General features: G+C 72.1%; 1 protein-coding gene (running past one end of the window). It reads left to right on the top strand.

The window, feature by feature from the left end:
- A protein-coding gene (locus RC2_RS06560; protein WP_245811005.1) for a non-ribosomal peptide synthase/polyketide synthase crosses the window boundary here: on the top strand, nucleotides 1–25344 show its 3' portion. It extends 8802 nt beyond the left edge of the window; 25344 of the gene's 34146 nt are visible here — the last part of the coding sequence; its start codon lies off the left edge, out of view; it ends in the stop codon at nucleotides 25342–25344.

Raw genomic sequence — 25344 nt, 5'->3', positions numbered from 1 at the left:
GAGGACCTCGTCGGCATGTTCGTCAACACGGTCGTGCTGCGCTCGGCCGTCGATCCCTCGGCCACGTTCGCCGAGTTGCTGCGGCGCACGCGCGATGCCGACCTCGACGCGTTCGCGCACGCGGACATCCCGTTCGAGACGCTGGTCCGGGAGCTGAACGTGCCGCGGTCGACCGCGTTCACGCCGCTCTTCCAGACCATGCTCTCCTTCCAGAACAACGCGCCGGTGCAGTTCGAGTTGCCCGACCTCACGGTGTCGGTGCTGACCGAGCTCGCCGACGGCGCCAAGTTCGACCTGCTCGTCGCGCTGGAGCCCACGGCGACCGACGACGGCCGCACCCGGTTGGACGGCCGCTTCACCTACGCCACGGACCTGTTCGATCGCGCGACGATCGAGACGTTCGTGTCGTGGTTCCTGCACGTGCTCACCGCGGTCGCCGCGGACCCGACGTCGGTGGCGGGGGACATCGACCTCGACGGGTCCGCGCACGACGGCGTTCTCGACCAGCCCGAAAGGCCCTCTGTGCCGTCTGCTCTGCCCCCTCGCCGGATGACGGTGCGCGATCTCCCCGCGCTCCTCGCAGCGGCCGCCGAGGTCGACCCGTCGGGGATCGCGGCGTCGTTCGACGGTATGGACGTGACGTACGCGCAGTTCCACGAGCGGCTGCAGATGCTGTCCGGCCCGATGTCCGCGCGAGGCATGGGCCCCGATGCGATCGCGTCCGTGGTGCTCACCGGCCTGCTGCCCACGCTGATGGCGGCGCCGCCGAACGCCGACGGCACGGACGCCTTCGGTCGGGTGCTCGATCAGGTGGTCGCCGACGCGCACGCACTGGTGGGCGACATCGAGATTCCCGAGACGGTCGAGGCCACGGCCCCCGCCCCGGCCGTGACCCCCGAGACCGCCGAGCCGACCGCAGCGCGCGACGCGGACACGCTGCTCACGCTCTGGGCGCGGTCGGTCGAGGCCGACGGGGCCGCGCCTGCCCTGCGCCACGGCGAGGTCACCGTGTCCCGCGCCGAACTCGATCGCCGTGCGACGCGCCTCGCTCGAATCCTCCGCGACTCCGGTGCCGGGCTCGACACCGTGGTGGCACTGGTGCTGCCGCGCTCGATCTCGTGGGTGACCGCGATGCTCGCCTGCTGGAAGGCCGGCGCCGCGTATCTGCCCGTCGATCCCGCCGCGCCCGCGGACCGCACCGCGTCGGTTCTCGCCGACGTGAACGCCGTGGCGATCGTGACCGAGGGCGGAGCAGCCGGGTCGTCGTTCGCGACCGACCTCGACCTGCCGGTGATCGACGTGGCCACGGCCGAGCAGGACGGGGACGCGAGCCCGCTGCCGGACCCGTGGACCACGCCGGGCGCGGACGCCGCGCTGGCCTACGTCATCACGACGTCCGGGTCCACCGGCCGCCCGAAGCCGACGCTGGTGCCGATGGCCGGCGTCGTCAACACCTACGCCTGGTACCGCGAATTCCTCGGTCTCGGTGAGGGATCGACGACGCTGGTGGTCTCCTCACCGCGCTTCGACCTGACGCAGAAGAACGTGTGGGGACCGCTGACCAGCGGTGGCGTCGTGCATCTGGTGGACGAGGGATTCGACCCCGCGGTGATCCTCGGCGCCATGGCCGCGGCCGACGCCGCGGGGGAGCGCATCGACGCGATCAACCTGGCGCCCAGTGCGTTCGAGGCCCTCGTCGACTCCGACACCGACGCGACGCTGACCCGACTCGGCGCCGTCGTGCTCGGCGGCGAGCCCATCCGTCCGGCGGTCTACCGCACGCTGATGAACACCGATGTGCGGCTGATCAACTCGTACGGACCCACCGAGGCGTCCGACGTCACCTCGGCCTTCGTCATGTCCACCACGGGCGAGCCCCTCGACGCCTCGCGGGTGCCCATCGGCGCGCCGATCGACGGCGTGGAGTACCGGGTGCTCGACACCCGACTGCGTCGGGTGCCCCGTGGGGTCGTCGGCGAGCTCTACATCGGCGGCATCGCGGTCGGTCGCGGGTACGGCGGGCTGCGGGGGCAGACGTCCACCCGCTTCGTCGCCGGAGCGGACGGCACCCGGCTCTACCGCACGGGTGACCTCGTGCGGGTGCAGCCGAACGGGGACGTGCTCTTCGTGGGCCGCTCGGACTTCCAGGTCAAGATCCGCGGTCTGCGCGTCGAACTCGGCGAGATCGAGGCGGCGCTCACGGCCCGCGACGACGTCGCTCAGGCCGTCGTCGTCGTCCAGTCGGAGGCGACTCCCGACGGCGGCCCGGTGGACCGACTGGTCGCGCACCTGGTGCCCGCGGCCGGCGCCGAGGTGGACCCGGCCGAGGTGCTCGGCTCGGTGCGGTCGTCGTTGCCGGACTACATGGTTCCGGTCGCGGCCGCGGTACTCGACGCGCTGCCGCTGAACGCCAGCGGCAAGCTGGACCGCAAGGCGCTGCCGACGGTGAGCATCGGCGACACCGGCTCCGGAGAGTACGTCGCGCCGCAGACTCCCACCGAGGAGATCGTGGCCGGTGTGTTCGCCGAGGTGCTGCACCTCCCGCGGGTGAGCGCGACCGACTCGTTCTTCGAGCTCGGCGGCGACTCGTTGGTGGCGACCCGCGTGGTCGCGCGCCTCAATTCGGCACTGGGCGTGGCCGTCACGATGCCGGACATCTTCGAGTCCCCGACGGTGCGCACCCTCGCGTCCGCCGCCGAGGCGTCCCGCGGTGCGGCGCCCCGCCCGCCGCTGGTGCCGGTGCCGCGCACCACCGCCGACGGCGATCCCGCGCCGCTGCCGCTCTCGCTCGCGCAGCAGCGGATGTGGATCATCAACCGGTTCGATCCGGAGTCGGTCGGCTACAACATTCCGCTCACGCTCGGCCTGACCGGTGAGTTGGACACCGAGGCGCTGCGGGGAGCCCTGCGCGACGTGGTGACGCGTCAGGAAGCGCTGCGCACGGTCTTCCCGGACACCGGACACGGTCCGGTGCAGCGCATTCTGCCGATGGACGAGGTCCACCTCGACGTGGATGTGGTCGCGGTCGATGCGGTCGATGCGGTCGATGCGGTCGATACGGACGGGGCCGACGCACAGGCCGCGGTGACCGCGTTCGCGTCGCAGCCCTTCGACGTCACCACCGAGATCCCGGTTCGAGCCCGCATCGTCCGCACGTCGCCGACCGAGCACCTGCTGGTGTTCGTCGCGCACCACATCGCCTCCGACGGCGCCTCGTTGCTGCCGCTGGTGACAGATCTGGTGGAGTTCTACACCGCGCGTCGTGAGGGCCGGGACCACTACGCGACCCCGCTCGAGATCGCCTACGTCGACTACGCGACGTGGCAGCGTGAACTGCTCGGGTCTCCGGACGATCCGGACTCGTTGTGGGCGAAGCAGACCGACTACTGGACCACGGCGCTCGCGGGCATTCCCGAGGTGGGCGAGCTGCCCCTCGATCGCCCGCGGACGACCACCCGCACCGGCGTCGGCGCCGCGCTGCACTGGGAGATCGAGCCCGATCTGCACGCGGAGCTCGCCCGTCTGGCGCGCCGCCACGGCGTCTCCCGGTTCATGGTGATGCACGCCGCCGTCGCGGTGCTGTTGTCCCGTCTCGGCGGGGGAGACGACATCGTCGTCGGCACCCCGGTGGCCGGCCGCGGTGAGCCGGCCCTCGAGTCCATCGTGGGCATGTTCGTCAACACGCTCGCCCTACGAACCCCGGTCGAGCAGGACATGACCGTGGCGGAGGTTCTCGCGGCGGTGCGCGACGCCGATCTGGCGGCCTTCGCGCACAGCGAGATTCCGTTCGAGTCGTTGGTCGAGGCGCTGCAGCCGTCGCGCACCACCGCGCACTCGCCGCTGTTCCAGACCATCGTGTCCTACCACTCGGACGCGCAGCCGACCATCGAGCTGCCCGGTCTGTCGGTGACCCCGGGCGCGGTCGACGTCGAGTTCGCCAAGTTCGACCTGGCGTTCGAGTTCTCCGAGCGGATCGACGAGTCCGGCGCCCCGGCCGGCATCGGCGGCTACCTCGGGTACGCCACCGACATTCTCGACGCCGACACCGTCGCCTCGATGCAGCGTCGTCTGCTCGCCGTGCTCCGCGGCTTCGTGACCGCCGACACGGCCGGGACCGGGACCGGGACCGCCGAGACCGCCACGGCGATCGGTGATCTGGAGATCCTCGACCCCGCGGAGACCGCGGAGCTGTACCCGTTCCGCGCGCCCGCCGCCGCGGATCCGGCCGTGGCGACCACCACCCTGGTCGACCTGATGGACGAGGCCGTCCGGCGCAATCCCGACGGGGTCGCCGTGGTGACGTCGACCGCCGACGGCGTCGTGCAGGAGGTCACCTACGCCGAGCTCGACGCACGCTCGAGCCGCCTCGCCCGCGCTCTGATCGCGCGCGGCGTCGGGCCGGAGGTGCGGGTGGCCGTGGCCATCCGGCGGTCCTACGAGTCCCTGCTGGCCGAGTGGGCGGTGACCCGTGCCGGCGGCGCGTTCGTGCCCGTCGACCCGAACCACCCCGCGGACCGCATCGAGCACATGCTCACCGATTCCGAATCCCACCTCGGTCTGACGACCGCGGATCGTCTGGCCGATCTGCCGACCGTCGACGGCGTCGACTGGGTGGTGCTCGGCACGGGTTCGACCGGGGGACAGGACGATCCGGCCGACGTCGTCGCCGCGTCGACCGCCCCGCTGACCGACGCCGACCGACTCGGACCCGTCCGCATGGACGCGGCCGCGTACGTCATCTACACCTCCGGCACCACCGGTCTGCCCAAGGGCGTCGTGGTGACCCACACCGGTCTGGCGAACCTCGCGGTGTTCCAGCGCGAGCGCTTCGAGGTCACGTCGGCCTCGCGCGTGCTGCACTTCGCGTCGCCGAGCTTCGACGCCTCGATCCTGGAGCTGCTGCTCATGCTCGGCGCGGGCGCGACGATGGCGATCGCGCCGTCGGACGTCTACGGCGGAGAAGAGCTGCGGGAGTTCCTGATCCGGCACCGGGTGACGCACTCGTTCCTCACCCCGACCGTCCTGTCGTCCCTCGACCCGACGGGTCTGGACGAGTTCCAGTGGGTGATCGCCGGCGGCGAGGCCGTCTCGCGCGACGTCGTGGCCACCTGGGCGCCCGGTCGACACCTCGTCAACGGCTACGGCCCCACCGAGACCACGGTCATCGCCAACACCGCCGCGCTGACCCCCGATCGGCCCGTCGTCATCGGGCGCACCATCGACGGCGTCTCGGCGCTCGTGCTCGACCAGCGACTGCGACCCGTCCCGGTCGGTGTCGCAGGTGAGCTCTACCTGATCGGCCCCGGCGTGACCCGCGGCTACCACGCCCGACGCGGTCTCACGGCGTCGCGCTACGTCGCCGACCCGTCGTCGTCGACCGGCTCGCGGATGTACCGCACCGGCGACGTGGTGCGGTGGGTCCAGGGTCCGGAGGGACTGCAGGCCGCCTACGTCGGCCGCTCGGACACCCAGGTCAAGGTGCGCGGTTTCCGCATCGAACTCGGTGAGATCGACGCCGTCCTCACCGCGCACGACGACGTGGCGTTCGCCGTCACCGTCGGGCGCACCGCGCCGTCGGGTGACACCGTGCTGGTCGCGTACGTCACCGCCGCACCCGGCGCGACGCCCGATCCGCACGGCCTCGCCGCGCACGCCGCGTCCTTCCTGACGTCGTACATGGTCCCGTCGTCGATCATGGTGATCGACGAGGTGCCGCTGACGCCGGTGGGCAAGCTCGACACCCGCGCGCTGCCCGAGCCGGAGTACTTCGAGCACGCGGCGGAGGGGCGTCTGCCCGCCACCGCGATCGAGCACACCGTCGCGGAGGTCTTCGCCGAGATCCTCGGCGTGGATCACGTCGGGGCCGACGACTCCTTCTTCGAGATCGGCGGCAACTCCCTGGGGGCGACGCGCGTGATCGCGCGCCTCAACTCCGCCGTCGGGGCCCGACTGGGTGTGCGCGAGATCTTCGAGAATCCCACCGTCGCCGGGCTGGCCCGCCGACTCGGCGACGCGGCCGGCAGCGGTGGGCGACCGCCGCTCGTGGCCCGGCCGCGGCCGGATCGCGTGCCGCTCTCGCTGGCGCAGCAGCGCATGTGGTTCGTCAACCGGCTCGACCCCGAGTCCGCGGTCTACAACATCCCGCTCGGCCTGCGCCTCACCGGCGACCTCGACGTCGACGCGTTGCGCGCGGCGCTGACCGACGTGCTGGCCCGCCACGAGTCCCTGCGGACGCGCTTCCCCGACTCGGTGGACGGCCCGTCGCAGGTGGTGCTCGACGTCGACGAGGTGGCGGCACACGTCGACCTCGACGCCGAGATCGTCTCGGACGACCAGGATCTGCACGGGCGCATCGTCGCCGCGGCGAGCGCCGGGTTCGACGTGACGGCCGCACCGCCGGTGCGGGTGCACCTGTTCCGGATCGGGGACGCGGCCGAGCACGTGCTCCTGCTGGTCGTCCATCACATCAGCGCGGACGGGTCGTCGATGGCCCCGCTCGCTGCGGATCTGGTGCGCGCGTACGCCGCTCGGGTGTCGGGCGCCGAGCCGGACTGGTCGCCGTTGCCCGTGCAGTACGCCGACTTCGCGCTGTGGCAGCGCGCGGTCCTCGGTGTCGAGGAGGACCCCGAGTCCCCCGCCGCCGATCAGGCGCGCTACTGGCGCGAGAACCTGGCGGGTCTGCCGGACCTGCTGGAGTTCCCGCTCGACCGGCCGCGCCCGTCGGTGCGGTCCATCGAGGGCGGCGCCGTCGAGACGACGATTCCCGCCGAGATCCAGTCCGCGCTCACCGATCTCGCGCGCGAGACCGACACGACGCTGTTCATGGTGATGCACGCGGCCTTCGCCGTGCTGCTGTCCCGGCTGTCCGGGACCGACGACGTCGCCGTGGCGACGCCCACCGCCGGACGCGGCGAGGAAGCGCTCGACGGACTCGTCGGCATGTTCGTCAACACGCTCGCGCTGCGGACCCGGGTGGATTCCGACGCGGAGTTCGAGCGCGTGCTCGCCGCGACCAAGGAGACCGATCTCGGGGCGTTCTCGCACGCGGACCTGCCGTTCGAGCGGGTGGTGGAGCTGCTCGCGCCGACACGGTCGAAGTCCTTCTCGCCGTTGGTGCAGGTGCTGCTGACGTTCCAGAACGTCGAGTACCCGTCGGTCGAACTGCCCGCGCTGACGGTGCAGGCGGTCGACGGCGGTCTGCGCGACGCGAAGTACGACCTGGGCCTGGCGCTGCACGAGGAGTTCGGCGACGACGGCGCTCCCGCCGGCATCACCGCCCACTTCACCTACGCCACCGACATCCTCGACCACGACTCGATCGAGACGTTCGCGGAGCGGTTCCTGGCGGTCCTGCGCGCCGTCATTGCCGACCGTCGCGTGGTCGTCGGCGACATCGACATCCTCACCGACGCCGAGCGCGGCACGGTGGCGGTCGCGGCGCCGGCCGCTCCGGCGCTGGGGTCGGCCCTGGCCGAGCTGGAGGGGCTCTCGCTCGCGGAGCTGCTGGAGCGGGCCGCGCGGGTCAACCCCGACGGCGTCGCGATCTCGCACAACGGGTCCGACGTCACCTACGGTGCGCTGCAGCAGAAGTCGGCCGAACTGGCCGTGACCCTCGCCGCTGTCGGCGTGGGTCCGGAGGCGGCGGTGACCGTCGCGCTGTCGACCCTGCTGCCCGGAATCCTCGACGGGGCGGCGGCGGAGGGCTTCGCCGACCGCTTCTCGACCATGCTGGCGTCGGCGATCGCGGAGTCCTCGGCCGCCGGTGAGGGGGCGGCCTCCGACGCCACCCTCGCCTCGATGTTCGTCGACCGGCTCACCACGTCGCCCGACGCGCCCGCGCTGACGGTCGAGGGGACGACTCTGTCCTACGCCGAGTTCGGCGCGCGGGTGTTCGCCCTCGCCCGCGAGCTCGTCGGCCGCGGCGTCGGGCCGGACGTCCATGTGGCGCTGGCCCTCCCGCGCTCCGTCGAGTTGCTCGTCGGCATGTACGCGGTGGTCGCCGCGGGCGGTGCCTACGTGCCGCTCGACCTCGAGCACCCGGCGGACCGCATCGCCTACGTCGTGGGCAGTGCCCGTCCGGCGCTGGTACTGACCACCGCCGGCAGCGGATTCTCGCTGCCCGACGAGGTCTCGGACGTCCCGCTGCTGGACCTCACCACGCTCGACGTCTCGGCCCGCGACACCGCCCCGCTCACCGACGCCGACCGTCGCGCACCGCTGCGACCGGACCACACCGCCTACGTCATCTACACCTCCGGCTCCACCGGTCGCCCCAAGGGTGTCGCGGTGTCGCACCGCTCGATCGTCAACCGCCTCGTGTGGATGCAGGACGAGTACCGGCTCAGCGAGTCGGACGTGGTGCTGCAGAAGACCCCCGCCACGTTCGACGTGTCGGTGTGGGAGTTCTTCTGGGCCCTGCAGATCGGTGCCCGCCTGGTGGTCGCCGAGCCGGGCGGTCACCGCGATCCGGCGTACCTCACGCGGCTGATCGCCGCGGAGGGCGTGACCACCCTGCACTTCGTGCCGTCGATGCTGTCGGTGTTCGTCGCCGCCGCCGACCCGGAGTCCCTGCGGACCCTCCGCCTGGTCTTCGCCAGCGGCGAGGCGCTCCCGCCCGCCACCGCGGCCCGGCTCGCCGGACTGACCGACGCGGGGCTGCACAATCTGTACGGCCCCACCGAGGCCGCCGTCGACGTCACGTACCACCGGTACGTCCCGACCGACGTGGACAGCGTGCCCATCGGTCGACCCGTGGCGAACACCGATGTGCGCGTGCTGGATCAGCGGCTGCGGCCCGTTCCGCCGAACGTCGCCGGTGAGCTGTACCTGACCGGTGTCCAGCTGGCGCGGTGCTACGTCGGACGCCCCGACCTGACCGCCGACCGCTTCGTCGCCGACCCGCAGGACGCCGGCGCGCGGATGTACCGCACCGGCGACCTCGTCCGTCGCCGCCCCGACGGGGAACTGGACTACCTCGGGCGCACCGACTTCCAGGTGAAGCTGCGCGGTCTGCGCATCGAGCTGCCCGAGATCGAGACCGCGCTGACCGATCTGGACGGGGTGTCCGAGTCGGTCGCGCTGGTGATCGACGCCGCGGGCGATCAGCACCTGGTCGCGTACGTCGTGCCCGCTGCGGGCGCGGCGCTCGACCCCGCCGAATTGACGGCCGCACTCGCGGACCGGTTGCCCGAGTACATGGTTCCGGACGTCGTCCTGCTCCTGGACGCCCTGCCGGTGACCGCCAACGGCAAGCTCGACCGTCGGGCCCTGCCGCAGCCGGAGTTCGGCGTGTCGACGGCCGAGTACGTCGAGCCGCGTACCGAGACCGAGCGCGCGGTCGCCACGGTCTTCGCCGAGGTGACCGGAGCCGAGCGCGTCGGCGCGCTGGACTCGTTCTTCGAGATCGGCGGCACCTCGCTCGGCGCCACCCGCGTCGCGGCGCGCGTGTCGGCGTCCCTCGGCGTCGCGCTGACCGTGCGGGAGGTCTTCGATCACCCGACCGTGGCCGAGGTGGCCGAGTTGATCGGCGGCCGCGACCACACCGGCGCCCGCCCGGTCCTCGAACCGCAGGACCGCGGGGAGACGATCCCGCTGTCGCTCGCGCAGCAGAGGATGTGGTTCATCAACCGCTTCGACCCCGAGTCGCCCGCGTACAACCTCCCGCTCGCCGTGCGCGTGACCGGAGCGCTCGACGTCGCCGCCATGCGGGCGGCGCTGCGCGACGTGCTCGACCGACACGAGTCGTTGCGCACCGTGTTCCCCGATGCCGGTGACGGGCCCCACCAGGTGATCCGCCCGACCGACGAGGTCGCTCCCGAGCTCGCAGTGGAGACGGTGGCCGACGAGAGCGCCTTGATCGCTCGCATGCGGGAGATGGCGCTCACCGGATTCGACGTCACCGAGTCGGTGCCGCTGCGGGTCGCGCTCTTCGCCCTGGCGGGCAACGGGGACAGCAACCGGGACAGCGAGAACGGCGAGAACGGCGAGAACGGCGAGCACGTCCTCATGCTCGTCGCGCACCACATCAGCGCGGACGGTGCGTCGATGACGCCGCTGTTCACGGACGTCTTCACCGCCTACCTCGCTCGCGTCGAGGGGCAGGCGCCGCAGTGGACCCCGCTGGCCGTGCAGTACGCGGACTTCGCGATCTGGCAGCGCCGGGTTCTCGGTGACGAGTCCGATCCGGCCTCGGTGGCGGCGCAGCAGATCGACCACTGGCGCCGCGCGCTCGACGGCCTGCCCGAGGCGATCGACCTGCCCACGGACCGCCCGCGGCCGGCGGTGCAGTCGTTGCGCGGAGCCACGCACGGGTTCACCGTCGACGCCGACACGCACGCGGCGTTGGCGGACATCGCTCGCGCACACGACGTCTCGCTGTTCATGGTGGTCCACGCGGCCCTGTCCGTGCTGCTCGAACGCCTCTCCGGCAGCGACGACGTCGCCGTCGGCACGCCGGTCGCCGGTCGCGGCGACGCGGAGCTCGACCCGCTCGTGGGCATGTTCGTCAACACCCTGGTGCTGCGGGCGCACGTCGACGCGGACATCCGATTCGTCGATCTGCTGGCGCAGGTGCGCGAGACGGATCTGTCGGCCTTCGGCAACGCGGACATCCCGTTCGAGCGGCTGGTCGAGGTGCTGAAGGTGCCGCGGTCGACCGCGCACCAGCCGCTGTTCCAGGTGGCGCTGGCGTTCAACAACACCGAGCGTCCCGACTTCGCGCTGCCCGGCCTGGGCATCGCGCCGATCGAGACGTCGCTCGAGGCGGCCAAGTTCGATCTGCAGCTCTCCCTCGGGGAGAACGTCGACGCCGACGGTCGCCCCGCCGGTCTCGAGGCGTCGTTCGACTACGCCACCGACCTGTTCGACGAGCGCACGGTGGCCTCGTTCGCCGACCGGTTCCGGCGGATCCTCACGACGGTGACGGCCGATCCCACTGCGGTGGTGGGCGACATCGAGATCCTCGATGCCGACGAGCGCCGCACCCTGGCGCCGGTGCGCGGCGCGGAGGGTGTGCCCACTCGCACGCTGGCGGAGCTGTTGACCGCCGGCGCCGCGATCGATCCGTCGGCGGACGCGGTGACCTTCCGCGGGACGACGCTGACCTACCGCGAACTCGACGACACGTCGACCGTGTTGGCGCGCAGGCTGATCGAGTCCGGTGTCGGGCCGGAGACGTTCGTCGCGCTGGTCGCGACCCGCTCGCTGGAGTCCATCCTGGGCATCTGGGCGGTGGCCAAGACCGGCGCTGCCTATCTGCCGGTGAACCCCGAGTACCCCGCCGAGCGCATCGAGGAGATGCTGCGCGATTCGGGCGCGGTGCTCGCCCTCACCACGCCCGAGCACGCCGGGGTGGTTCCGTCCGACGTCGCGACGGTGGACCTCACCGCCGCGCTCACGGCAATCGGGGACGGCGCCACGGGAGCGAACACGGCCCCCGTCACGGACACCGACCGCACGGCCGTACTGCGGCACGAGCATCCGGCCTACCTGATCTACACGTCCGGGTCGACGGGCAAGCCGAAGGGCGTCGTCGTCACGCACGGCGGTCTGGCCAACCTCGCGACCGACGTCCGAGAGCACTACGACGTCTCGACGGACTCGCGGTTCCTGCACGTGGCGTCGCCGAGCTTCGACACCTCCGTCGGTGAGTTGCTCGCCTGTTTCACGGCCGGCGCGACGCTCGTGGTGGCCCCGAACGACGTCTTCGGCGGCGACGAGCTGGCGGCCCTGATCGCGCGGGAGTCGGTGACCAACGTGGTCATGACCCCGACGGCGCTGATGACGGTCGACCCGACCGGACTGGACACCGTGCGGTCGGTGGTCGTGGGCGGCGACGTGTGCCCGCCCGAGCTGGCCACCCGATGGTCCGGGAAACTCCGGAACGCGTACGGCCCCACCGAGACCACGGTGATCGTCACCATCACCCCGGCCCTCGCACACGGTGACACCGTCACCATCGGATCGCCGCTCCGCGGAGTGTCGGCGCTGATCCTCGACGCCCGGCTCCGGCCGGTGCCCCGGGGCGTGCGCGGCGATCTCTACCTCACCGGTCCGGGGCTGGCTCGTGGGTACCACGAGCGTCCCGGCGTCACCGCGGAGCGCTTCGTCGCCAACCCGTACGGCGAACCCGGCTCGCGGATGTACCGCACCGGCGACGTGGTGCGGTGGAGCGGCCGCCACGACGTGCCCGCCGACTCGGTGGAGTACGTGGGCCGCAGCGACTTCCAGGTGAAGGTGCGCGGCTTCCGCGTGGAGCTCGGTGAGATCGACGCGGTGCTCTCCGCGGACGACCGCGTCGAGTTCGCCGTCACCGTCGGCGCTCCCGGCCCCGACGGCGACACCGCCCTGGCCGCCTACGTGCTGCCCGCGCCCGGTGCCGTGATCGAGCCCGAGGACATGACGGCCGTGGTGGCCGACCACCTCCCGGCGCACATGGTTCCGTCCGCGGTGATCGTGCTCGACGAGATCCCGCTGACCCCGATCGGCAAGCTGGATCGGCGCGCGCTGCCGGAGCCCGAGTTCGTCACCACCCGGACCGAATACCGCGCTCCCACCACCGATCTGGAGCGTGCGCTGGCGGGTGTCTTCGAGGACGTCCTCGGCCTCGACCGGGTGAGCGTCGACGAGAGCTTCTTCGAGCTCGGCGGCAACTCGCTGTCCGCGACGCGCGTCGTCTCCCGAGCGGGCGCCGTCGTCGGCTCGCGGGTCGGGGTCCGCGAACTCTTCGAGGCTCCCTCCGTCGCCGAGATGGCTGCCGCTCTCGCGGACCGCGCCGCCGACACCACGGCCCGCCCGGTGCTCGGCCGGGTGCCGCGCGGCGAGCGCATCCCGTTGTCGCTGGCGCAGTCCCGCATGTGGTTCCTCAACCGTTTCGATCCGGACAGTGCGGCGTACAACATTCCGCTCGCGGTGAAGATGGTCGGCGCCTTGGACGTCGACGTCCTCACCACCGCGGTGGCCGATGTGCTCGAGCGGCACGAGTCGCTGCGCACGGTCTACCCGGACACCGCCGACGGTCCCGTGCAGGTGATCCTGCCCGCGGCCGACGTCGCTCCGGACCTGACGCCGATCGACGTCACCGAGGACGCACTGCCCGGCCACCTGTACGAGCTGGCGACCGGCGGCTTCGACGTCACGGCCGCGGTGCCGGTGCGCGTGCGTCTCTACCGCACCGCCGCCGACACCTACGTGCTGGCTCTCGTCGTGCACCACGTCTCCGCCGACGGCGAGTCGATGGCACCGTTCGTCCGCGACGTCGCCACGGCCTACGTGGCGCGCGCCGCCGGGCAGGCCCCGCAGTTCGCTCCGCTGGCCGTGCAGTACGCCGACTACGCCGTCTGGCAGCGTCAGGTGCTCGGCGACGAGAACGACCCGTCGTCGGTCCTCAACGCGCAGGTGTCCTTCTGGCGCCGCGCGCTGGCGAACGCGCCGGATCAGCTCGAGCTGCCGACGGATCGCCCGCGCCCGCCGGTGCAGTCGCTGCGCGGCAAGCGCGTCGAGTTCGCGCTGTCCGCCGACGCGCATCGTGGCCTCGAGGCCGTCGCGCGCAACCACGGCGCCAGCACCTTCATGGCCGCGCACGCTGCCTTCGCGGTGCTGCTGGCGCGGCTGTCCGGGACCACCGACATCGCCGTGGGCACCCCGATCGCCGGTCGCGGCGAGGAAGCGCTCGAGGGCGTCGTCGGCATGTTCGTCAACACCCTCGCCCTGCGGACGCAGGTCGACCTCGGCGCGTCGTTCGGCGACGTCCTCGACTCGGTGAAGGACACCGACCTCGCGGCGTTCTCGCACGCCGACGTGCCGTTCGAGCGCCTCGTCGAGGTGCTCAACCCCGTGCGCTCCACGGCGCGTCACCCGTTCTTCCAGGTGGGCCTGTCCTTCCAGAACATCGAGCGCGGTGAGCTGGTGCTGCCGGATCTGCGTATCGAGGCGCTCGACGTCGAGGGCGACAACGCCCAGTTCGACCTGCACCTGATCCTGTCGGACTTCTACGACGACGGCGTCGCGGCCGGCATGTCGGCGATCTTCACCTACGCCTTGGATCTGTTCGACGAGTCGACGGTGCGCGACGTCGCCGACCGCTTCGTGCGGCTGGTGGACGCGATCGTCGCCGATCCCGATGCGCTGGTGGGCGACCTCCCGATGCTCTCGGCCGACGAGACGCGCGCGGTGCTGCAGGAGCGCAACGCCACGGACGTCGACCTGCCGCCCGCCACCTTGGCGAGCCTGTTCGACGACGCCGTCGCGGCGCATCCCGAGCAGACCGCGATCGTGTTCGAGGACACCGAGCTGACCTACGCCGAGTTCGCCGCGCGAGTGCACTCGGTGGCGACGCGGCTGATCGAGGACGGCCTCGGTACCGAGGACGTCGTGGGTCTGGCGTTCGAGCGGTCCGTGGAACTGCTGGTCGGCATGTACGCGGTCGCGGTCGCGGGAGCGGTCTATCTTCCGATCGATCCGGACCACCCCGCCGAGCGCACCGCGTACGTGCTCGAGACGGCGCGGCCCGCCGTCGTGCTGACGTCCTCCGCCCGCCCGGTGGACCTGCCCGCGGACGTGCGGACGCTCGACGTGGACACCGTTCCCGTGACGGACGCGCGCGTGACCGACGCGGTCCGCGTGCGCCCGCTGCGCAGCGACAACACCGCCTACCTGATCTTCACCTCCGGCTCGACGGGCCGACCCAAGGGTGTGGCGATCTCGCACGGCGCCATCGCGAACCAGTTGCGCTGGAAGCAGTTCGAGTACCCGCTGACCACCGACGACGCCGTGCTGCAGCGCACGCCGGCGACCTTCGACCTGTCGGTGTGGGAGTTCTGGTGGGCGCCGACCGTCGGCGCGACGCTCGTCGTCGCCAAGCCCGAGGGGCATCGCGACCCGGTGTACCTCGCGAACCTCGTGCACGACCGACGCATCACGACGACGCACTTCGTGCCGTCGCTGCTCGCGTCGTTCCTCGCCGTGGCCGACCCCGCCCGGCTGACCTCGCTGCGCCGCATCCTCGCGATCGGCGAGGCGCTGACCCCGGACACCGTGCGGCGCGTGTTCGAGGTGTTCGGCGACGGGTCCGCTTCCGGTGCACCGCAGGTCGAGCTCCACAACCTCTACGGACCCACGGAGGCCGCCGTGTCGATCACGCACCATCCGGTGTCGCCGACCGAGCAGTCGGCGTACTCGTCCGTGCCGATCGGACGTCCCGAGTGGAACAGCCGCGTCTACGTGCTCGACGACCGTCTGCACCCGGTTCCGGTCGGAGTCACGGGTGAGCTCTATCTCGCGGGTGATCAGCTGGCCCGCGGGTACGTCGATCGCCCGGATCTCACCAGCGAGCGGTTCGTCGCGGATCCCTTCGCGGCGAGCCTCGGCGCACCGGGTACGCGGATGTACCGCACCGGCGACCTCGTCCGCTGGACCCGTGCCGCCGACGGGTCCGGTCGCTCCGAGCTGCTCTACGTGGGCCGCAGCGACTTCCAGGTGAAGGTGCGCGGTTTCCGCATCGAGCTCGAGGAGATCGAGCGGGCGCTGCTCGCGCACGACGACGTCGATTCCGCCGTCGTCGCGGTCCGCGGCGACCAGCGGACCGGCGACCAGCTGGTGGGCTACGTGGTGCCGCGCAGCGGTGCCGTCGTGGACACGGCGGCTCTGCTGGACTTCGTGGGTCGGCGCGTGCCGACGTACATGGTGCCCGCCACCGTCGTCGTCCTCGACGCGATGCCGCTCAACGTCAACGGCAAGCTGGACCGAAAGGCCCTGCCGGAGCCCGAGTTCGAGCTCGGCGGCGGCGAGTACCGCGCTCCGCGCACCCCCGTCGAGGACGTGGTGGCGTCGGTGTTCGCGGACGTCCTCGGCACCGACCGCGTCGGTCTGGACGACAGCTTCTTCGCGCTCGGGGGCAACTCTCTCAGCGCGACGCGCGTGGTCGCGCGCATCAACGAGGCCCTCGGTGTCGACCTCGGGGTGCGCGAGCTCTTCGAGGCGCCCACCGTCGGCGGTCTCGCGTCGCGCGCCGAGCACTCGGGCGGTTCGGGGACGGCCCGCCCGGCCCTGACGGCGCAGCATCGTCCGGCGCGAATCCCGTTGTCCACGGCGCAGTCCCGGATGTGGTTCGTCAACCAGTTCGACACCGCGTCGGCCGCGTACAACATCCCGATGGTCATCCGGCTCACCGGCACGCTCGACGTCGACGCCCTCCGCGCCGCCGTCGAGGACGTGATCGACCGGCACGAGTCGCTGCGGACCTACTACCCCGACGACGGGCACGGCCCGGTGCAGCGGATCCTCACCACCGAGGGGCTCGCCGAGCAGGGCGTGCTGACCGACGTCGAGGTCGAGCACCTGCCCGACCACGAGGCGATCGTCGCGCGGGTGACCGAGCTGGTCACCGGCGGATTCGACGTCGCCCAGCGTGTGCCCGTGCGGGCCGGGCTGCTCAGCGCCGGACCCGAGGACCACGTGCTGGTCCTCGTGGTCCACCACGTCTCCGCGGACGGCGCGTCCATGGCGCCGCTGGCCCGAGACATCATGCTGGCCTACGGATCCCGCGTAAGCGGGAGCGAGCCGGGCTGGACACCGATGGCCGTCCAGTACGCCGACTACGCCCTGTGGCAGCGCGAACTGCTCGGCGACGAGTCCGACCCCGAGTCGCTCGCCGCGCGTCAGCTCGAGTTCTGGACGCGGGAACTCGACGGTCTGCCCGACGCCCTCGACCTGCCCACCGATCGCCCGCGGCCGGCGACGCAGTCGATGCGCGGCGCCGACCACACCTTCACCATCCCCGCGGAACTGCAAGCGGCACTGGACGATCTGGCGCGTCGGAACAACGCGTCGCTGTTCATGGTGGTGCACGCAGTCCTCGCGGTGTTGCTCGCGCGCTCGTCGACCACCGACGACATCGCCGTCGGCACCGCCATCGCCGGTCGCCCGGACGAGAAGCTCGACGACGTCGTCGGCATGTTCGTCAACACCCTGGTGCTGCGGACGCAGATCGACCCGGCGGAGTCGTTCCGCGATCTGTTGGCGCGAGTCCGCAGCACGGACCTCGCGGCGTTCACCCACACCGACATCCCGTTCGAGCGACTGGTCGAGGTGATCGCCCCCGAGCGGTCCACGGCGCACTCGCCGCTGTTCCAGGTGGCCCTGGCGCTGCAGAACAACCAGCAGGCGCGGCTCGAGCTCCCCGGCCTCACCGTCGAGGGACTCGAGGGTGGAACCGGAACCTCGAAGTTCGACCTGCAGCTCTCCCTTGCCGAGAACGTGGGCGAGGACCGGTCGCCCGCCGGCATCGACGCCGTCATCACCTACGCCACGGACCTGTTCGACGCCGACACCGTCGCGCGGCTCGGGGACCGACTGGTGTGGTTGTTCGAGGCCGTCGTCGCCGACCCGACCGTCGCCGTGGGCGACATCGACCTGCTCGACGCGGACGAGCGTCGGCAGCTGCTGCCGGTCCGTGGTCCGGAGAACGCCGAGCCGCGCACCCTCGCCGCCCTGCTGGCCGACTCCGTGGCCGCGAACCCGGACGGCGTCGCCGTGATGCTGGGCGACGAGCGGGTCACCTACCGCGAACTCGACACGCGCGCAGCTCGTCTCGCCCGCGTGCTCGTCGACCGCGGCGTGACGGCGGAGACCGTGGTGGCCTCCGCGCTGCCGCGCTCCGTGCACTCGGTCGTGGCCTTCTGGGCCGTCGCCAAGGCCGGTGGCGCCGTGGTGCCCGTCGACCCGGGCTACCCGTCGGACCGCATCGAGTACATGGTCTCCGACTCCGGGGCGACCGTGGGCCTGACGCTCGCGTCGTCCGTCGGCACCCTGCCGGACTCGGCGCGCTGGATCGCGCTCGACGACCCCGACACCGTCGCCGAGATCGAGGCCGCCGATCCGCTCACCGCACCGGCTCGCCCGACGCGCCTCACCGACGCCGCGTACATGATCTACACGTCCGGCTCGACCGGACGGCCCAAGGGCGTGGTCGTCACGCACACCGGCCTGGCCAACGTCGTCGTCGAACAGCGCGAGCGCATGGGCCTCACCCCCGAGTCGCGGGTGCTGCACTTCGCCTCGCCGAGCTTCGACGCGTCGGTCTTCGAGATCCTCATGGCGGTCGCCGCGGCGTCGACCATGGTGATCGCCCCGACGTCGATCATCGGCGGCGAGGACCTGGTCCACCTGCTGCGCGGCGCGCACGTCACCCACGCCTTCGTCACCCCGGCCGCACTGACGACCGTCGACCCGTCCGGGCTCGACGAGCTCGCCGTCCTCGCCGTGGCCGGCGAGGCGTGCCCGCCGGAGGTCATGCGCCGCTGGGCGCCCGGCCGCCGGATGTTCAACCTGTACGGGCCCAGCGAGGCCACCATCTGGAGCACGTCGTCGGTCCCGATGTCGCCCGAGCGCCCGGTCACGATCGGTGGCCCGACGCGCGGCGTGGAACTCGCGGTGCTCGACGAGCGTCTGCAGCCCGTCCCGGTCGGCGTGCCCGGTGAGCTGTACGTCGCCGGTCCGTCCGTGGCGCGGGGATATCACGACCGCGAGTCGCTGACGTCGGAACGCTTCGTCGCGGCACCGTTCGGCGAGCCCGGGGCGCGGATGTACCGCACCGGTGACGTCGTGCGGTGGGTCGACTCCGGCGCCGACTCGTCCGCCGCCGACCTCGAGTACGTCGGGCGCAGCGACTTCCAGGTGAAGGTGCGCGGTTTCCGCATCGAGCTCGGCGAGATCGACTCCGTGCTCGGCCGCCACGACGACGTCGACTTCGCCGTCACCGTCGGGCACAAGCGGTCGCAGACCGGCCAGACCGTCCTGGTCTCCTACGTCCTGCCCGTGCGCGGCCGCACCGTCGACGTCTCGGCGCTGTCCGAGCACGTCGGGGCATCCCTGCCCGGCTACATGGTGCCGTCGTCGATCGTCGTGCTCGACCGGGTGCCGCTGACGCCCGCGGGCAAGCTCGACCGCCGCGCGTTGCCGGAACCGGTCTTCACCTCCGCCGCGGACACGTACCGCGCGCCGGCGACCCCGATGGAGGAGACCCTCGCCGCGCTGTTCGCCGAGGTGCTCGGCGTGGAGCGCGTGGGTGTGGACGACTCGTTCTTCGGCCTCGGCGGCGACAGCATCGTCTCGATCCAGCTGGTCACCCGGGCGAAGGCCGCCGGCGTCCTCTTCCGCGCCCGTGACGTCTTCGAGCGGCGGACGGTCGCGGCGCTCGCCGAGGTCGCGACCCTCGCCGCCGACGCCGTCGCCGGTGAGACGCTGGCCGAGATCGAGGGCGGCGGTGTCGGCACGATGCCGCTCACCCCGATCATGCGCTGGCTGGTCGACACCCGTCGTGAGTACGACCGGTTCTCCCAGGCCGTGTTCCTCACGCTGCCCGAGGGCGTGACGGCCGACCCGTTGCACCGCACCGTGGCGGCGGTCCTGGACCACCACGACCAGCTGCGCACCCGACTCGGCGTCGACACGCTCGAGGTCCTGCCGGCCGGGGCGATCGACCCCGCCGACGTGGTCACCCGAGTCGTCGCGGACGCCGAGCCGGGCAGCGACGAGTTCGTCGCCCTCGCCGAGGCGGAACTCGACCGCGCGGCCGCGCGGCTCTCGCCCGCCGACGGCCGGATGGTGCAGATCGTCTGGTTCGACCCCGCCGCCGGCGGCACCGGCCGACTGCTCGTCCTGATCCACCACCTGGTGGTCGACGGCGTCTCCTGGCGCGTCCTCGTGCCCGACTTCGCGACCGCCTGGGCGCAGGTCACGAGCGACCAGGAGCCGTCGCTCACCGCCGTCGGCACCTCGATGCGCACCTGGGCACACGCTCTGGTGGACGAGGCCGCGTCGGACTCCCGCGTCGCGGAACTGGCGCACTGGCGCTCGGTCCTCGCCGACGCCGGCCCCCGGCTGGGATCGCGGCCGGTGGATCCGGCCGTGGACACGGTGTCGACGACAGACCGGTTCGAGATCGAGCTGCCCGTCCCGGTCACCGAGGCACTCCTCGGTCCGCTGCCCGAGGCCTACGGCGGCGGTGTCAACGACGCGCTGCTGACCGCCCTCGCCCTGGCCGTCGGCGCCTGGCGCCGTGAGCGTGGGCAGGACGCGGGCGCACTCACCCTCGACCTCGAGGGCCATGGACGCGAGGAGGACGCGGTCGGTCGCGCCGCCGACCTCGGTCGCACGGTGGGCTGGTTCACCACGCTCTACCCCGTGCGACTGGACGTCACCGACGCCGATCTCGACGACGCACTGCGCGGCGGTCCCGCCGCCGGCACGGCCGTCAAGGCTGTCAAGGAACAGTTGCTCGCCGTGCCCGAGCGGGGCATCGGATACGGACTCCTCCGTCATCTGAACGCGGCGACGGCCGACGAGTTGGCGGCCCTGCCGTCACCCGAGATCGGGTTCAACTACCTCGGACGCGTCTCCGGGCCGGCCGGTGCGGACACCGAGCAGTACGCGGCGTTCGGGTGGCAGCCCGCCTCCGACGGCGGACAGCTCGGCGGCGCCCAGGACCCCGGCATGGTGGTCCCGGCCGTGCTGTCGATCAACGCCGCGACGTCCGACACCGCATCGGGTCCGGTGCTGACCGCGTCCTTCGCCCACGCCACCGGCGTGCTGTCCGACGCCGACGCGCGTCGTCTCGCCGACCTGTTCGTCGACGCGGCGACGGCGCTGGCCGACCACGCTCGTCGTCCCGACGCCGGCGGGCTCACGCCGTCCGACGTACCGCTGGTGTCCGTCACTCAGCCGGTGCTCGATCGGCTCGAGGACCGCTACCCGACCCTCTCCGACGTCTGGTCGCTCGCCCCGCTGCAGGAGGGCATGCTCTTCCACTCGGTTCTGGCCGGCGAGATCGGTGCCGACGGCGCGGGAACCGACGTCTACACCGCTCAGGTGGCACTGCGGCTGACCGGGTCGGTCGACATCGAGCGCATGCGTGCCGCGGCCGCGGCCCTGATCACGCGGCACCCGCACCTGCGGGCCGGCTTCGTCACCGACCCCGACGGGGCGATGGTGCAGGTGGTCGTGGACCTCGCGGACCCGGTGCGCGACATCGACTTCCGGACCGTCGATCTCACGGACGCCGACCCGGCGACGCGGGACGAGACCGTCGCGACGCTGCTGCACGAGCATCGCGTCGCCCGCTTCGATCTGGCCGCGCCGCCGCTGATGCGCTTCCTCATGATCGTCACCGGCCCGTCGTCGTACGTCTTCTCGGTGAGCAACCACCACATCCTGCTCGACGGCTGGTCGATGCCGCTGATGCTCAAGGACCTCATCGTGCTGTACGCCGCCCGTGGCGACGGCTCGGTGCTGCCGCGTGTGCGGCCGTACAAGGACTTCCTGTCCTGGCTGTCGGAGCGGGACTTCGCGGCGGCGACCACCGCCTGGACCCATGCGTTGGACGGGCTGGACGAGCCGACACTGCTCGCGCCGAACCCGCCCGCCGAGGGCGTGGACGTGGTCCCGGCCGAACTCGACGTCGCGCTGCCCGACGGCGTCTCCGACGCTCTCTCGGCCGTGGCACGCGAACGCGGCGTCACCATGAACACGATCGTGCAGGCGGCCTGGGGCATCCTGCTCGCCCGCACCGTGGCGTCCGAGGACGTCGTCTTCGGCGCGACCGTGTCCGGCCGCCCGCCGGAGATCAGCGGCATCGAGTCGATGCTCGGCCTGTTCATCACCACCATCCCGGTACGGGTGCGCCTCGACGAGGACGAGTCCGTCCACGCGCTGCTCGAGCGCATCCAGTCCGAGCAGGCCGACCTCATCGAGCACCACTTCCTGGGGCTGCCGCGCATCCAGCAGGCAGTGGGGACGGCGGGTCTGTTCGACACGCTGACGGTGTTCGAGTCGTACCCGATCGAGAGCGCCGGGATCGACGAGACCACCGACATCGACGGCATGCAGTTCGCCGGCGCCGACGTCGAGGACGCGTCGCACTACCCGCTCACCGTGCTCGCGCACACCGACACCGCGCTCCACGTGACGCTGAAGTACGTGCCCGCGATCCTGGGTGAGGCGCACGTGACCGCGATCGCCGCACGACTGGCTCGGATTCTCGAGGCCGTCGCGTCCCGCGGGTCGGCGTCCGTCGGCGAGATCGACGTCCTGTCGACCGACGAGCGTCGGGCCGTGCTCGAGACCTGGAACGACACGCGTCGGGACGTCCCGACGACGACCGTGGCCGACCTGCTGGCCGATCGTGTGAGGCAGTCGCCCGATTCCGTGGCGGTCGAGTTCGCCGGCGAGTCGCTGACGTACGCCGAGTTCGGCGCCCGCGTTGCCCGGGTGGCTCGCGGTCTCGTCGACCGCGGCGTCGGGCCCGACGACCGCGTCGGAATCTCGCTGCCGCGCTCGGTCGATCTGATGGTGGCGCTCGCCGCCGTCGCGACCGCCGGGGCGGCGTACGTGCCGATCGATCCGGACATCCCGGAGGCCCGCACCCGCGCGGTGCTCGACGCCTCGTCGCCGCGCTGCGTGATCGCCGCCGCCGGGACCGCAGGGATCGCCGGCGTCGACTACGTCGACGTCGCCACGCTGGCCGACGGTCGGTCCGAGGCGCCGGTGACCGACGCCGACCGACGCGGGGCCGTGCGGCCGGACTCCCTGGCGTACGTGCTGTTCACCTCCGGATCGACCGGTGTGCCGAAGGGCGTCGAGGTCACGCAGGGCGCGCTGGTCAACCAGCTGCTCTGGCTGATCGACGAGTTCGCGCTGGACGAGTCGGACGTGGTGCTGCAGAAGACGCCGTTCACCTTCGACGCGTCGGTGTGGGAGCTCTTCGCCCCGTCCGTCGTCGGTGCCCGCACCGTCGTCGCCGAGCCGGACGGTCACCGCGACCCCGCCTACATGGCGCGGATCGTGGCCGACCGCGGCGTCACCGTGGTGCAGTTCGTGCCGTCGGTGCTCTCGCTCTTCGTCGACGCCGCGGCCGAACTCGGACCGGACACCCTGCGCTCGCTGCGCACCGTGTTCTCCGGCGGTGAGGCACTGACGGTCGCGCTCACCGAGCGGGTCCGGCGTGTGACCGACGCGCGGGTGGTCAACCTGTACGGCCCCACCGAGGTGACCGTCGACGCGACCAGCTTCGACGCCGTCGGGGTCGACGGCAGCGTGGCGTCCGTCGCCGGGCCGGCCATGCCGATCGGACACCCGGCGTGGAACGTCGCCGCGCGGGTGCTCGACCACCGACTGCGTCCGGTCGCCCCGGGCGGGGCCGGCGAGCTCTACCTGGCCGGCGATCAGCTGGCCCGCGGGTACGCCTCGCGCGCCGACCTCACGTCGGAGCGGTTCGTCGCCGATCCGTTCGACGGCGCGGGCGAGCGTCTGTACCGCACCGGTGACCTGGTGCGGTGGACCGAGGACGGCGAACTCGAGTTCGTCGGCCGCGTCGACTTCCAGGTGAAGTTGCGTGGTCTGCGCGTCGAGCTCGAGGAGATCGAGTCCGTGCTCGCCGGTCACCCGGATGTCGCGCAGGCCGCCGTGGTGGTGCACGAGATCGGCGCGGCGAGCGTGCTCGCCGGATACGTGGTGCCGCGGGCCGGAGCCACCGTCGAGGCGCAGTCGGTGACCGACGCCGCGGCACGAGTGTTGCCCGGCTACATGGTTCCGGACGTCGTCACCGTTCTGGACTCGTTCCCGTCGACGGCGAGCGGCAAGACCGACCGCCGCGCGTTGCCGGTGCCCGAGCTGTCCTCCGGGACGTACCGTGCGCCGTCGACCCCGACGGAGATCACGGTGGCAGGGGTCGTCGCGGAGGTTCTCGGCATCGACCGTGTCGGTGCGGACGACTCGTTCTTCGAACTCGGCGGCGACTCCATCGTGTCGATGCAGCTGGTGGCACGGGCCCGCGCCGCGGGTGTCGCGTTCACCGCACGCGAGGTGTTCGAGCTGAGGACGGTCTCGGCCATCGCCGCGGCCGTCGATGCGCGCGGACCCGGCTCGTCGGCAACCGTGGCCGACGACGGTGTGGGCATCGCTCCGCTCTCTCCCGTCGCGGAGAAGATGGTCGAGCGCGGCGGCGACTGGTCCGGTTTCGTCATGCCGCTGATGCTCACGCTGCCCGAGGGAGTCACGGCCGACGCCCTGACCGAGGTGCTGTCCTCCGTGGTCGAGCGTCACGACGTGCTGCGGGCCCGAGTGGACGTCGCGGGGCACGCGCTGGTCGTGCCCCCGGCGGGGGAGTACGACCTGGCCTCGCGCATCCGTCGGATCCCGTTGGCGACCGGGTCCGAGCCGGGCACCGACGGGTATGCGGACGTCCTGAGGCGCGAGTTCGACGCCGCCATGGCGCGCCTCGACCCCGAACGCGGCGACATGCTCGAACTGCTGTGGTTCGCCCCGGAGGACGACTCCACCGCCGGTCGCCTGCTGATCCTCCCGCACCACCTCGTGATCGACTCGGTCTCGTGGCGCATCCTCGTCACGGATCTCGTGACCGCGGGTGTGGCCGTGTCGGCGGGACAGCAGCCGGTCCTCGCGCCCGTCGACACCTCGTGGCGGACCTGGAGCACCGCACTGGTGCGTCGAGCCGCCGAGCGACGCGGAGAGCTGGACTACTGGCGTTCCGTACTCGCTGCCGACGACCCGACGCTGGGGCGTCGTCGTCTCGACCCGACCGTCGACACCGCCGATCGGCTGACTCGCACCACCGTCGTCGTTCCGGACGAGGTGTCGGAGGCTCTGCTCGCACCGCGCGGAGCCGAGTCGGCCACGACGGCCGAGGTGCTGGTCGCGGCCCTGTCCGTCGCGGTGGCGGCATGGCGGGCCGAGCGGGGCGAGACAGCGGCGGCGCCGCTGCTCACGCTGGAGGGCCACGGGCGCGAGGAGGCCGTGGTCCCGGGGTCCGACCTGGCTCGCACGGTCGGCTGGTTCACCACGATGTACCCGGCTCGGGTGGACTTGTCCGGCCTCGACCCGGCTGCGGTCGTCGACGGTCGAGCGGCCGGGGGCGACGACGTGGTGGCGCGGACGCGAACGAGCTTCGCCGACGTGCCCGATCACGGCATCGGCTACGGCATGCTGCGGTACCTCGACGACGAGTCCGGGGCCACGCTGCGTGAGTTCGCGGAACCGCAGATCGTGTTCAACTACATCGGACGCGTGGCCGAGACGGGCGTGCCCGAGGAGTTGCGCGGATCGGCGTGGTTGCCGGACTTCGACACCCCGGACCTGACCGACGTGGCGCGCAACTGTATGCCGGCTCAGGCCGAGCTGGACATCCAGTCCATGGCGGAGACGGACGAGGCGGGCTCCCGCATCAAGGCGTTCCTGTCGTTCCCGCCGGACGTGCTCAAGGAGGACGAGGTGAACGCGTTGACGCAGAAGTGGTTGGCCGCGTTGGCCGTCCTCGCCGGCCGCCGGACGTAG

It is taken from the genome of Rhodococcoides corynebacterioides NBRC 14404 (assembly GCF_001894765.1).
Taxonomy (GTDB): Bacteria; Actinomycetota; Actinomycetes; order Mycobacteriales; family Mycobacteriaceae; genus Rhodococcoides; species Rhodococcoides corynebacterioides.
The sequence above is the reverse complement of the archived record's forward strand: the minus strand, read 5'-3'. Positions and strand labels throughout refer to the sequence as shown.